Annotated in this window: 13 protein-coding genes and 3 tRNA genes; 4 read left to right on the top strand and 12 right to left on the bottom strand. The window is 55.8% G+C overall.

Going from position 1 to position 13,125, the window contains the following annotated elements:
- The 9 genes from ABS758_RS05495 to ABS758_RS05455 all read right to left on the bottom strand — a co-directional run.
- Positions 1–183, bottom strand: a 183-nt coding sequence (locus ABS758_RS05495) for a GTP-binding protein (protein WP_350381306.1), incomplete at its 3' end; no start/stop codon positions are given.
- Between the two features lie 37 nt (positions 184–220).
- A tRNA-Thr gene (locus tag ABS758_RS05490) sits at positions 221–295 on the bottom strand.
- A gap of 32 nt (positions 296–327) precedes the next feature.
- Positions 328–401, bottom strand: a tRNA-Gly gene (locus ABS758_RS05485).
- A gap of 58 nt (positions 402–459) precedes the next feature.
- Positions 460–546, bottom strand: a tRNA-Tyr gene (locus ABS758_RS05480).
- A 296-nt stretch (positions 547–842) separates the two neighbouring features.
- The gene (locus ABS758_RS05475; protein WP_350381304.1) at positions 843–1,781 is read right to left on the bottom strand and encodes a ParB/RepB/Spo0J family partition protein; all 939 of its coding nucleotides are present in this window, start codon (positions 1,779–1,781) and stop codon (positions 843–845) included.
- A gap of 30 nt (positions 1,782–1,811) precedes the next feature.
- Complete coding sequence (locus ABS758_RS05470) at positions 1,812–2,624, bottom strand: ParA family protein (protein WP_350381302.1); 813 nt, start codon at positions 2,622–2,624, stop codon at positions 1,812–1,814.
- Complete coding sequence (gene rsmG, locus ABS758_RS05465) at positions 2,614–3,285, bottom strand: 16S rRNA (guanine(527)-N(7))-methyltransferase RsmG (protein WP_350381300.1); 672 nt, start codon at positions 3,283–3,285, stop codon at positions 2,614–2,616. The genes ABS758_RS05470 and rsmG overlap by 11 nt, the downstream gene beginning before the upstream one ends.
- On the bottom strand, positions 3,282–5,198 hold the full coding sequence (mnmG, locus tag ABS758_RS05460; protein WP_350381298.1) for a tRNA uridine-5-carboxymethylaminomethyl(34) synthesis enzyme MnmG: 1,917 nt from the start codon (positions 5,196–5,198) through the stop codon (positions 3,282–3,284). Before mnmG ends, rsmG begins: the two co-directional genes overlap by 4 nt.
- A 1,039-nt stretch (positions 5,199–6,237) precedes the next feature.
- Entirely contained in the window at positions 6,238–6,444 is a 207-nt protein-coding gene (locus tag ABS758_RS05455) for a cold-shock protein (protein WP_350381297.1), read from the bottom strand.
- Between the two features lie 270 nt (positions 6,445–6,714).
- On the opposite strand from ABS758_RS05455, the gene ABS758_RS05450 reads away from it, so the two are divergent.
- Entirely contained in the window at positions 6,715–7,887 is a 1,173-nt protein-coding gene (locus tag ABS758_RS05450) for a methionine aminotransferase (protein ID WP_350381295.1), read from the top strand.
- 272 nt (positions 7,888–8,159) lie between these two features.
- On the opposite strand, the gene ABS758_RS05445 is transcribed toward ABS758_RS05450, so the two are convergent.
- Positions 8,160–9,209, bottom strand: coding sequence for a metallophosphoesterase (locus ABS758_RS05445; RefSeq protein ID WP_350381293.1), 1,050 nt, complete (start codon positions 9,207–9,209; stop codon positions 8,160–8,162).
- 152 nt (positions 9,210–9,361) lie between these two features.
- Here ABS758_RS05445 and ABS758_RS05440 point away from each other — a divergent pair, with 152 nt between their 5' ends.
- Positions 9,362–10,051, top strand: coding sequence for a class I SAM-dependent methyltransferase (locus tag ABS758_RS05440; RefSeq protein WP_350381292.1), 690 nt, complete (start codon positions 9,362–9,364; stop codon positions 10,049–10,051).
- Here the strand turns inward: ABS758_RS05440 and ABS758_RS05435 are convergent.
- Together ABS758_RS05435 and ABS758_RS05430 are read right to left on the bottom strand one after the other, a co-directional pair.
- Positions 10,048–11,325: an MFS transporter gene (locus tag ABS758_RS05435; RefSeq protein ID WP_350381290.1), complete on the bottom strand. Its 1,278-nt coding sequence runs from the start codon at positions 11,323–11,325 to the stop codon at positions 10,048–10,050. The genes ABS758_RS05440 and ABS758_RS05435 overlap by 4 nt on opposite strands.
- A gap of 194 nt (positions 11,326–11,519) precedes the next feature.
- Entirely contained in the window at positions 11,520–12,188 is a 669-nt protein-coding gene (locus tag ABS758_RS05430) for a cupin domain-containing protein (RefSeq protein WP_350381288.1), read from the bottom strand.
- Positions 12,189–12,305: 117 nt separating this feature from the next.
- Here ABS758_RS05430 and ABS758_RS05425 point away from each other — a divergent pair, with 117 nt between their 5' ends.
- Complete coding sequence (locus tag ABS758_RS05425) at positions 12,306–12,644, top strand: hypothetical protein (protein WP_350381286.1); 339 nt, start codon at positions 12,306–12,308, stop codon at positions 12,642–12,644.
- A 4-nt stretch (positions 12,645–12,648) separates the two neighbouring features.
- Complete coding sequence (locus tag ABS758_RS05420; protein WP_350381284.1) at positions 12,649–13,056, top strand: DUF2231 domain-containing protein; 408 nt, start codon at positions 12,649–12,651, stop codon at positions 13,054–13,056.
- Positions 13,057–13,125: the final 69 nt, after the last annotated feature.

Here is a 13,125-nt window from a genome sequence, read left to right as displayed (position 1 = left end):
GATGCCACGCGCCTTTTCTTCGGGCGCGTTGTCGATCTGGTCGTAGCCGCGGGCTTCGCCACCGCTCGCCTTGGCCAGCACCGTGGTGATGGCCGCCGTCAGTGTCGTCTTGCCGTGGTCAACGTGCCCGATCGTACCGACGTTTACGTGCGGTTTGGTCCGTTCAAACTTACCTTTTGCCATGACTGACTCCTGAAAAAATGAGCGCTGGTCGAAATATTGGTGCCCATGATGCGGATCGAACGCATGACCTCTCCCTTACCAAGGGAGTGCTCTACCACTGAGCCACATGGGCGGTATCTGTGTATGTCACCAACAAAAACCCGCTGGAGCGGGTGAAGGGAATCGAACCCTCGTCGTAAGCTTGGAAGGCTTCTGCTCTACCATTGAGCTACACCCGCGATTCGGTATCCCTGCTGATGTGTTTTCTTTGCCAAAGGCAAAGAAAACAAGGCCGCTTGGTGGTGGGGGTTGGATTCGAACCAACGTAGGCGCAAGGCCAACAGATTTACAGTCTGCCCCCTTTAACCACTCGGGCACCCCACCGAAGCGAACTACGGATTATGAAGATATTTTTTTTTCGTGTCAAGTTGACTGACTGGCCAAGCATGCAGAGGGGCTTGTCGTAAAGCCTGGCGCCGACCATGAGAGGCGCCGGCGGCTTCCGAAGGGAAGCGGGGGGACGTCGGCCCGCGCTGTCTGAGGATCGCATAGCGATCCGAGTTCGCGGGCCGCCCCGCTGGACGAGGAAGGGCCGGGCAGCCCGACCACCGGGAGGGCCGCCGAACCGGGAGAAGCCAGGCTTTACGACAAGCCCCTCTGCAACCCCCCGCCACGGTACCTCAGGCGCTCTGATCCTGGCCGGCCAGCACCTGACCGAGTCCCTGGCGATCCAGTAGGGCGTCCAAATGCGTCCAGTCTGAAAAATCAATGACCAGTTGGCCGCCTTTGCGTGCCCCGGTCTTGATCCGGACCCGAGTGGCCAGATGGTCGGACAAGGCTTTTTCAAGACGGCCAAGATCGCCGCCACCCGGCTTGGGATTGGCGCGGGCGACACGGCCGGCGGGCGTGACGACGGCCTCGTCGTCCTCGCGCAGGGCACGAGCCACGCGTTTTTCGGTTTCACGCACCGACAGCCGGCGAGTAATGACCTCTTGAGCCAGCAAAATTTGCCGGGCCGCATCGGTGGCCAGCAGTGCACGGGCGTGACCCATATCGATGTCGCCTGCCAGCAGCATGGTTTGGACCGGCTCTGCCAGGTTAAGCAGGCGCAGCAGATTGCTGGTGGCCGAGCGCGAGCGACCAATGGCCGTGGCAGCTTGTTCGTGGGTGAGGCCAAACTCATCCAGCAGACGCTTGACCCCATGCGCTTCCTCGAGGGGATTGAGGTCTTCGCGCTGGATATTTTCGATCAGCGCCATCGCAGCGGCGTGTTCGTCGTCGACCTCGCGCACCAGTACAGGCACCTGGGCCAAGCCCGCCAGTTGGGCCGCCCGAAAGCGGCGCTCGCCGGCGATGATTTCGTAGTGTCCCGGCTTGGCCGCCAGTGGGCGCACCAGGATAGGCTGCATGATGCCCTGTGCGCGGATGGACTCTGCTAACTCGTTCAGGGCCCCTTCATCCATGCGGGTGCGCGGCTGGTAGCGCCCCGCACGCAGAACCTTGACGGACAGCTGGTGAGGCGTATCGCTGTCTTGTGTACCTACCTGATCCAGTGCATGACGATCAGCGCCCAACAGTGCGTCTAATCCCCGACCCAAGCCTTTTTTGCGTGTAGCCATTGGAAATCCTGTGTCTTGAAGCTGCCTGCGTTAGGCAGCGCGTCGGCGGCCCTTGCCGCCAACACGTTTAATCAGTTCTTCGCCAAATTGCAGATACGCCTTGGCACCCCTTGACGACTTGTCGTACACCACCCCCGGCATCCCGTGGCTGGGCGCTTCTGCCAGACGCACGTTGCGGGGAATCATGGTCTTGAAGACCTTATCGCCAAAGTGTGACTCGAGCTGTTCGGACACCTGTTGCTGCAAGGTAACCCTGGTATCGAACATCACGCGCAACAGACCGATGAGCTCGAGCGAAGGGTTGAGATTGCGAAACACCCGCTTGATGGTATTGACCAGATCAGACAGCCCCTCGAGCGCGAAGTATTCGCACTGCATGGGAATAATGACACCATGGGCGCCCGCCAGGCCATTGAGCGTCAGGAGCGACAGCGTGGGCGGGCAATCGATCAGGATGAAATCGTAGTCTTCAGCCACCTGATCCAGCGCACGCTTAAGCTGTGACTCACGGTGTTCCATACCCACCAGATCGATCTCAGCACCCGAAAGTTCCCGATTGGAGGGCAGCACATCGTACTGCCCGGTTTCCGAGCGCAAACGCGCTTGTACGACGGTGGCTTCGCCAATGAGCACCTGGTACAGGTTGATATCTGCGGTATTTTTATCAATACCGCTGCCCATGGTGGCATTACCCTGGGGATCGAGGTCGACCAGCAGCACGCGTTGCCTGTGTAGTGCCAGCGCCGCAGCCAGATTGATGGCTGTGGTGGTTTTACCCACCCCACCCTTTTGGTTGGCGATGCAAAAAACCTTGGCCCTTGGTGTTTGGGTTTCAAGCGTCATGGGTTTCCTTCAAACCGAGTTCTAGCAAGCAACGTTGTGCTGACATTTCGGGTACCTGCAGATGGGCCACGGAACGCACCATCCATTGGGTGCTCTTCAGGGCATCGACTTCGTTTTCGGGATACTGGCCTTTCATGGCCCACAACGCGCCGCCCGGCGCACAATGATGGGCAGACACCTGAACAAAATCCTGCAAGGACGCAAACGCACGGGAGACCACGATATCCGCTTGCAGGCTATCTAGGGTTTCGATACGGCCGTGAACAGCACGGACATTGCTTAAACCCAGCACTCCGGCAGCCTGGCGGATGAAAGCGGTTTTTTTGCCCACTGCATCAACACACACCACTTGCCAGCCTGGCTCGCAGATCCCCAGAATGATACCCGGTAAACCGCCGCCCGAACCCATATCTGCCACGGAGGTGTCACGGCCCGCCCGGTGCCGCCGCAATATCGGTACAACGGTCAGGCTGTCAAACAGATGCTGAACCAGCATCTCTGCCGGCTGGCGGATAGCCGTGAGGTTATAGGCCTTGTTCCAGCGCTGCAGCTGCTGCAGATAGCCCAGCAGAAGGTCTGCACGATCAGCATCCGCCGCCATATTCAGCGCTGCCAGGGCTGCGTATAAACGGTCGCGGAATTCAGAGAAGTCTGCCGTCATGCCGCTGGCTGGCTTCTTTGTGAGCGCTTCAGGTGCACCAGCAACAGAGATACCGCCGCGGGAGTGACACCCGACACCCGACTGGCCTGCCCCACCGTTGTTGGGCGGGCAATCTGCAGGCGTTGGCGTACTTCGTTGGACAGGCCTGAGATATGTGCGTAATCAAAGTCGCCCGGGATGCTTTGACTTTCTTGCGCGTGCTGACGATCGATCTCCAGGCGCTGACGCTGGACATAGCCCGCGTACTTCACCTGGATGTTGAGTTGTTCGGCCTGGTCGGCATCTGCCAGGCCGGGGCCTGCCAGCGCGACACCCTCTGTGCTTTGCAGGGTCATGAGATCGGCATATTGCACATTGGGCCGACGCAGGAGATCCAGCAAACTGGGATGGCGATCCGCGTGCTGGATTGCCAGTTGCTCGCGGTCGTGCGCCGAGAGCACCGCAGGGTTGATTCGGGTGTCTTGCAGTCGCTGCATTTCGGCGGCAACGGCGTCGCGCTTGCGGCAAAAGGCCGCCCAGCGAATGTCGTCTACCAGGCCCAGCTTGCGGCCCGACTCGGTGAGGCGCTGATCTGCATTGTCTTCTCGAAGGCTCAGGCGGTATTCCGCCCTCGATGTAAACATTCTGTAAGGTTCTGTAACACCTTTTGTTACAAGGTCATCTACCAAGACGCCAAGATATGCATCTTGCCGGGAAATCGTCCAAGGCTCCCTGCCCCCGGCACGCAATGCCGCGTTGGCACCCGCCAGCAAGCCCTGAGCAGCAGCTTCTTCGTAGCCGGTAGTGCCATTAATCTGGCCGGCGAAGAACAAGCCTGAAATGGCTTTGGTCTCGAGCCAGGCATGCAAATGGCGCGGATCGAAGTAATCGTATTCGATTGCATAGCCTGGCCGCATGATGCGTGCGTTTTCAAGCCCCGGCAGGCTGCGCACCAGCGCATACTGCACATCGAACGGCAGGCTGGTGGAAATCCCGTTGGGGTAGATCTCGCACGAGGATGCACCTTCGGGCTCTAAAAATACTTGGTGGCTGGTTTTATCCGCAAAGCGATGAATTTTGTCTTCGATCGATGGACAGTAGCGCGGGCCAATCCCTTCGATGGTGCCCTGATCGCTGTAAAGCGGCGAACGGTCCAGGCCAGCGCGCACAATCTCATGGGATTGCTCTGTGGTATGCGTGATCCAGCAAGGCACTTGGTCTGGGTGCATGTCTGCCCTTCCCAGGTATGAGAAGACAGGGACAGGATCCAAATCACCCGCCTGAACCTGCGTTTTCGAAAAATCGATGGTCTTGGCATCAATACGGGGGGGTGTACCCGTTTTAAGACGGCCTTGTGGCAGTTTAAGTTCTTTCAGCCGCTGCCCAAGGCTGGTGGCCGGGGGGTCTCCGGCACGACCAGCAGCATAATGAGACAAACCAACGTGCATCAGGCCATTTAGAAATGTCCCCGCCGTCAATACCACGGTTTTTGCACGGAACACCAGCCCTATCTGGGTTTTGGCGCCCACAACCCGATCTCTCTCCAGGATCAGATCATCGACAGACTGCTGAAAAATCGTTAGGTTCTCCTGGCCCTGTAATGTCATTCTGATCACACGGCGATACAGAGAGCGATCTGCCTGTGCGCGGGTTGCGCGGACAGCCGGGCCCTTGGATCGATTCAGGATTCTGAACTGGATCCCGGCATGATCTGTGGCCCAGGCCATTGCACCACCCAAGGCGTCAATCTCTTTAACCAGATGTCCTTTGCCAATACCGCCAATGGACGGATTGCAGGACATCTGGCCCAGAGTATCCATATTATGGGTAAGCAGCAAGGTAGACGCACCCATGCGTGCAGCTGCCAACGCGGCCTCAGTGCCGGCATGGCCACCGCCAATTACCAGCACATCAAATTCTTCAGAGTAATTCATGAATAAAACCAATAGAGAGTAAGGACATTATAAAACGTCCTACTCTCAAATCACTATGTTTCACGTGAAACAAGATCACGCTTTTTGCGGACGCAATAAGATGCAGAAAAATGCTTGCCTGAGAGGCGCAGGGCAGTGTTAACAGTGCCCGGTACAACATCAAAGAAATTAAAACTTCCTATAGGCCATACGCCACTACTTTATCTCAGACCGAGACATCAATAGTCAGCTAGCACCAAGCAAATATCGACGGCTTAAGTTCTTTAAAGATACGCTCAATGTTACTGGAGAACGGTATGAGGCTATTGCTGTAAGTAGGAATGCTGCCCTACTTATTGCTAGCCATTTATGCTTCAGCGCCGTTGCCGATTACGAATACCTATCTATTTTGGCTTTAAGGTCTGGTGTTTCACGTGAAACACGACCCATGTCTGATCAAGGGTAGGGTACTTAATCAACACAAAGGCCAGCAGAATTCAATTGTTAGCGGCATCTACTCCTAGCTGAAATAGAACGGTAATCAAAGCCGATCATCTAACAACGCTGATCATTAAATAGTTTCACGTGAAACATAACCAGCACGTGGAAGATCAAACTATCCCGAGCATCTAGTAACCATAGATTTCGGGCTGTGCATCATTACGGACGCAAGACTCTGAACACCATAAAAGCTAACGGTTAACAGAACACCAGCACACCAAAGCCAAATTGTCCTTTGAAGAACAAAGCTATCAATCTATACCTGCCGTCTAATCAAGCGTAGTGCCAAATAACACCAGATAAATTATTCTCCACATGATATTCAAATTTCAGTAAGTGAATGCGACGGAAAGCCTATTATGCTCAGATCGGAAAAGATACATAAACGAATATGTTTCACGTGAAACGTCAGTTATTGATGCAAATCCCTTGATTGTCGAATTGGGGATAACCATGTGGATAGCCTGTGGACAGCCTGTGTAAAACCGGGTAAAACTTTCACGTGACCAAAAACAAAAGGCACCCGTGAGGGTGCCTGGTGCAGCTAAAGCAAGAAGCCTTACATCGGGCGGATTTCAGCCGCCTGAGGACCCTTGGGGCCATCTTTGACTTCGAACTCAACTGCTTGGCCTTCGTTGAGGCTGCGATAACCGCGGCCTTCGATGGCTGAGAAGTGTGCAAACACGTCGGAACCGCCGGCGTCGGGAGTGATAAAGCCGAAGCCTTTCTCAGCATTAAACCATTTGACTTTGCCCGTTTGAGCCATGATCTGGTACGTCCTAAATAAAAGAAAGATAACAACAATGAATCAAGAACGCGGAAACGGAACAGATCGTGCCTGAGTAGCGGTATGCGACAGGGCAAGCCTACTGCGAGACGTGCGTGCTGCTTGAATTGCATTGCAACAAAGAGAATAACCACGACCGCTCAAAAGTCAAATCATAGTTTTCCCTTATGCGTGATTGTATCCGGGCTGGCGAAATTGTGCATAAATAATTGCCAGCAACCCTAAAAAAGTATTTTAAATCCAACATTTATGATCAAAATCGACTCAAAGCTGCCCTTAGTGGGCGACACAATCTTCAGTGAAATGAGCCAACTGGCCAGGGCAACCCAGGCCATTAATCTTGGCCAAGGGTTCCCCGATTTCCAACCAGACTCGGATTTGTTGGAGGCAGTATGCAATGCCATCCAACACGGACCAAACCAGTATGCACCCATGGAAGGCATCCAGGCGCTACGCGAAGTGATCCACAACAAGGTTCTGGCACATCAGCAATGCGAGTACGACACAAACACAGAAATTACCGTGACCTCGGGCGCAACCGAGGCCGTGACCGCGAGCATTTTGGCATTGGTACACCCTGGCGATGAAGTGATCGTGATTGACCCTGCCTACGACATGTATGCGCCTGTCGTGCAACTGGCCGGCGGAATCGTAAGGAGGGCAGCCATGCTGCCGCCCTCAGAAGAACATCCCGGCTTTACTCTGGACTGGAATGCAGTGGCAACCGAATTAAATCCAAGCACGCGGTTGCTGATTTTGAACTTTCCGCATAACCCAGGTGGGGGAGTGCTAACTGCAGAAGACCTGGATGCACTTGAAAACCTGGCGCAAAAGTACCCGTTTTTACTATTGTCCGACGAAGCCTACGAACATATCGTCTTTGATAACTGCCCGTATCTCAGCCCGGTTAACCGGCCAAGCCTGGCAGCCCGTTGCGTCCTGATTTCATCCTTTGCAAAAACGCTTCATGCAACTGGCTGGAAAGTTGGTTATTGCTGTGCGCCTGTGGAGATATCAAGGGAAATCAGAAAAGTGCACCAGTTTGCGGTGTATTCGGTTAACACCGCTGTTCAGGCCGGAATAGCCGCCTATCTGCAAGATAGCTCAGTCATTGCACAACTGTCTGCGTTTTACCAACGAAAACGTGATCGCCTGGTAGCAGGTTTGCAGGGCAGCAAATTTCGGCCGCTGCTGTGTGAAGGCACGTTTTTTTTACTAGTCGACACAAAAGCAGTTGGCAACACGTCGGAAAAGGCTCTGGCAATTCGACTGACGAAGGAGGCGGGCGTGGCCAGTATTCCCGTCTCTGCGTTTTATCAAAATCCCGATGCATCTCAGGCCAATCATCACCTGTTGCGTCTGTGCTTCGCGAAGCAGGATAGCACACTGGATTTTGCGATCGAGCGCCTGGCCCGCGTTTAGCGGGCGTTGCTGCTGACAATCAGTATGTTTTGTTTGTTCTTATCTTTTATATCTAACTGATAGTGATAATGGAGCCCTGTGGATAAGTGGCATAAGTGAAAAAAATCAGTTTTATCAATGTGCTAGCTTGTTTTTTTCGGTGGATGAATCTGTGACTGCCTGTAGGACCAATTGGGGATACTTTTTGCCAGGTACAGCAGAACCCTACTTATGCAACTCTCATCCACATGCCATGCACATGCTCGGCGCTCTAGAGTTATCCACAGGGTGATTTAAGTAGTGGGAAGCTGCTGACCGTCGTCGAAAACAAGCTCGCGCTCGGGCCACATCAGGGCAGCAAGGCGATAACGCTGCGCACTGACTGTGCCCCCTTGTGCGCGTTCGCTCCAGCGGGCACCCACGGAGTAATCCAGGCAAAAGGCCTGGTGATGATTGCCGTGCCAGGCAGTTGGCGTGATGTTCTGGAACAGGCGGCCATAGCGCCAGGTATCCAGCTTTGTAGGGGGTTGAAAAAGCCGCCAGTAGTGTCCAAACACCACAGGGGTAGGGTCTGGGTCTTGATCCCACCAGGTAATTCTGTCGGAGTAGCGCCAGCGGTGGCCAGAGTAAAACGGCTGTGGGCTTCGGGCTTCGATGCCTGATGTGAGCCGCTTGATTGGGCTGCAGCGATGTTGCAGGGATTCAAAGTCTGCGACCGCATCAAGATAAGGAGGCGGATTATTGGGATCTTCGAGTTCTTTCTGCCAACGCTCACGTTCGGCGATATAGCGTGCATGAAGATCGTCTTTTTTTGCAAGCTCTTGTATTTTGAGATCGCATTCGTGGATATAGCTCAGAATGGTGCCTAGTGGAACCTGTGCAATGGCTTCTATCGATGCAGCGTCCCAGGCTGCGTGGATAATGCGCAGGCCCGGCATCTGGATGGCCATGGGCAACTGACAGAAAAAGTTGCGAATTGCCGGACGTTGTGACGCGCTTGCCCGCTTAAATGGGGCATAGTAGGGCCTGTCGGCAGCCTCCCGGCTGTCAAAGTACCAACCGGAGCCGTCCTTGGCATCGTGTGCCAGAAGATTGATTTCGTGGTTGCCCAAGATCATCAGGGCACGTCCTTCGTCTACCAGTGACTGCACTCGCTGGATGACAGCGACGCTATCGGGCCCACGGTCGCAGAGGTCGCCAATAAAAACCAACAGGCGGTGCTTGAAAACCGGGTGGTGCTTCAGGTGCTTGAGCAGTGCATCAAGGGCTTCGATCTCGCCATGAATATCACCGATAATTGCCAGCGGTTGTTCTGGAAGCGTGTGGACAAGTGTAGGGTTCATCGGACTATTGTCCGCCCGGGGTGGCTTCTGGACAATGGGCGTAAACCGGGGGCTCCTCAACGGCCGTTACCAACGCTATACTTTTTACTGCCTTCCTAAGGCAGTGCTCATTGTGTCGACGTAGTCTCGTGTTATCCAAACCGGAGACCTGAATGCTGAAAAATTTCAGTGCTAGCACTTGGCCACTGCTACAAAATTTGCGTCAATATCAGGCCAGTGCCCTGCGCCTGTTACGTAAAGCACGAAGCGGCCCTGCTGCCAGCCTGTTTTTAAAAGAATGGTTGGTACGTCCAGGGGCAGTCGGCGCCGTGTGGCCAAGCTCGGGACAGCTGGCTCGCCTGATGGCAGCACAAATTTCTCAGACAGGCGATGGCCTGATCGTTGAGCTGGGGGCTGGTACCGGAGTGGTTACCCAGGCATTGCTGGATGCCGGTGTCCCGGCCAATCGCTTGTGGGTGGTCGAGCAATCTCCTGCATTTGTTCAGCACCTGCGCCATCGGTTTCCAGCACTGACGGTGGTGGGGGGCGATGCAGCCGATTTACAGGCATTGCTGCCTGCCAACATGCATGTGGACGCCATCGTATCCAGCCTGCCCTTGCGTTCCTTGCCGGCCAATACGGTTGCGGATGTGGTTTTGCAATGGCGCGCCTGTTTGTCGCCGGGTGCCAATGTGGTGCAATTTACCTACGCGCTGTGGGGCACTCAAGAGGCCTTGGCCGACGGCTTCAGCCAAAAATCCGTGCGCTACGCCTGGCTTAACGTTCCGCCCGCGCGGGTGTGCTGTTATCGGCGAGAACAGGCAGATATTGGCTTGCCGCAAATGGGCCGCTTGCCTGATTAGGCCGCGGCCAATGGGGCGGGTGCTTGCTGGCGCTTGATCAATAAGGCAATCACTGCAGCAATCAACCCGGTGGCACCCGACAGCACAAAGGCGGTCAGGTAGCTGCCGGTAGAATCGCGCATGTAGCCGCCCATCCATGCTGCGGTTGCAGCGCCTATTTGATGTCCGGCCACAATCCAGCCAAACACCACAGGCGCATCACGGTCGCCAAAGGCGTCTGTGGCCAGCCGCAGGGTTGGTGGCACTGTGGCAATCCAGTCGAGCCCATAAAAAATGGCAAAGATCGACAAGCTGTAGAGTGAAAAATCGCTATAGGGCAGCATGATCAGCGAGATGCCGCGCAATCCGTAATACATGCACAGCAATTTGCGCGGATCGTAGCGATCCGTAAGCCACCCGGAGGCCGTGGTACCCACCAGATCGAAAATACCCATCAGTGCCAGCAATCCGGCTGCCTGAACCGGCAAAATGCCGTGATCGCCACACATGGCGATCAGGTGTGTGCCCACCAGGCCATTAGTGGTGAAGCCGCACACCCAAAAGGTGGCAAACAAAAACCAAAATGTTTGCGTGCGTGCGGCCCTGCCCAGTGCGCCAAACGCAGAGGCCAGTAAACCTATTTTGGGTGCAGTTGGGGCAGGAGGCAGATCGGGATTACTGCCATAGGGCAAGAGCCCAACATCCGCGGGTTGGTTGGGTACAAAATACCAGGCCAGAGGCAGCATCAGCAGCATGGCAAACGCCACGGCCCAGACGGCCCAGCGCCAGTCGCCGGAAGATGCCAGGGCAGCCAGCAGGGGTAAAAAGATCAGGTTGCCTGTGGCGGTACTGGCTGTCAGGATGCCCATGGCCAGGCCACGGTGCTTTGTAAACCACCGATTGGCAATGGTGGCGCCCAGCACGGCTGCCACGGCACCAGACCCTACACCCGAGAAAAAGCCCCACAAGACGATCAGGTGCCAGGTTTGACTCATATATGCGCTGGCGGCGGATGAACCTGCCATCACCAACAGCGCACCCAGCAAGACACGCCGCAAGCCGAAATGATCCATGGCCGCTGCCGCAAAGGGCCCGACCATGCCATAAAAGAAAATGCCGATCGCTGCTGCCAGCGAAGTGATGTTGCGATTCCAGCCAAAAGCTTGTTCAAGGGGGTCGAGCAACACGCTGGGGGTGGCTCGCAAGCCCGCAGAAAACAGCAGGCACAGAAAAATCACGCCCACAACAACAAAGGCGTAACGCTGTCCCAAGCGGTGGATAAGATTTGCAGGCATGGCTGAGTCAGGGGGTGGGGAGGCTTTGGGAGTCAATGTCTGCCCGGAAAAACTGTTGATTTGGGCGTCACGGCCAGTTTTTGTGTGGGCCTTGGGGCGTCTGGAAAATTCATACACCGGGATGTTAAGTGAAAGTTAGAAATGCCGCTTGTGCCTGGTTTTAGCGTCGGCGTTACGCACAGTCCCTTGTGTTCCTACCCCCTTGCCGTGATGCTGGCCAGATGGCCAGTCTTGAGGTAAATAGTGGCACCCTGTGCGCCAGTGGTGATGACGGGGGTGTCGTTCATCGGCAGGCGTATCCAGCTGCCTTGTGCGTAATGCTGCTCATCCATCAAAACCTCACCGGACAAGACCAGCAACTCCAGGCCTCCTGTGTGTTGGGTGGGTATGGGTTGATTCGGCGACACGCGTTGCAGGCAGACCTTTTCCTGGTGATCCGAGAACAGGGGGCAGATTTCGCTGTCACCATTACGCTGCCAGGCAGATGGGGCTTGGGTATCAATGCGCACCCTTTGTCGATCGCCCGCAGCCATCTGCCGAAGCTTGACGAAGATGGTGGCGCCGTCCCGGCTGAAAGGCTTGTGGCCGGAGCCGGGCGGATTGCGCAGGTACCACCCTGCGGGAAAGTCTCCGCTCTCATCGGAGAAGGTGCCTGACAGCACGAGGATTTCCTCGCCTTCAGGGTGTTTGTGGTTTGGAAAACAAGAATCGGGTGCATATCGCACGATGCTGGTGGCACGGGCTTTTTCTGCGCCAACGCGATCCAGCATCACGCGCTCGACACCTCCCTGAGGAGAGGTGATCCATTGGTATTGTTGAGACGTCACGGAGGCGCGGCGCGAGAAATCAGCATTGATAAGCATAAGTGTCGTTTTGTGCGGTGAAACGTTTTTTATCCGTCAGGCATCTATGGCGATGAGGTGGCCCGTTTCAACGGAGCATACCGTTCAAAATCCAATACTGCCATTTAAGGACAAAAAATGCTTACCGTCGCAATTATCGTCTTCGCCATCGCGGCCGTCGGAGGCCTGATTCTTGCCTCCCGCGTCCTGCGCGACAAATTTGCACCCTGGGTGCTATCGCTGCTGCATGCCCTGCTGGGAGCTGTGGGCCTGATACTGCTCATCATTACCTTGGCCGAAGGGGCTGCCTCGCAGCCGGTGCTGGTTGGCTTCATCCTGCTGCTGATTGCGGCGCTGGGAGGGTTCTTTCTTGTTTCCTTTCACGCACGCAAGCGGCTTCCACCCAAGGCCGTCGTGGTTGTGCACGCCACCGTTGCGGTGATTGGCTTCCTTACGTTACTTAGCGCCGTACTCTAAAGCCATGCGCCATCCTCTGCACCCCGCGCTGGTTCACTTTCCAATTGCCTGTTGGTCGCTGGCCACATTGGCTGATTTCAGCAGTCTTTGGCTGGGGGAATCCGCCTGGCGTTGGTCGGCTGGCCTGCTTATGGTGGGCTGTGCTGTTGCACTGCTGGCGATGGTGGCCGGCGTGCTGGAACTTTCCCGCGTGCCGGACGGCCCGGCGCTGCGGGATGTGTATCTGCATATGGGGCTTATGTTGGCCGCCTTTACGCTGTACACAGCGCGGCTTTTCCTGCGTCTGGATCATCTGCAGCCGCTGGCCCCGGATGTGCTGGCACTCTTGCTGAGCCTGGCTGGCTTTATCACGCTGGCTATCGGCGGCTGGCTGGGGGGCCGCCTGGTGTACGGCCACGGCATCGGGCGCTGATTGCCTGGAGGCGACGGATTGTTTCGCGCGCGGCCTCCAGGCGGCCCTTTATTTATTACTGTGCTGACA

Origin of the sequence: Castellaniella sp. FW104-7C03, assembly GCF_040276085.1 — a bacterium.
In the GTDB taxonomy this organism is placed as follows: domain Bacteria; phylum Pseudomonadota; class Gammaproteobacteria; order Burkholderiales; family Burkholderiaceae_B; genus Castellaniella.
Note: the sequence above shows the minus strand (reverse complement) of the source record. Positions and strands in the feature narration are given on the sequence as shown.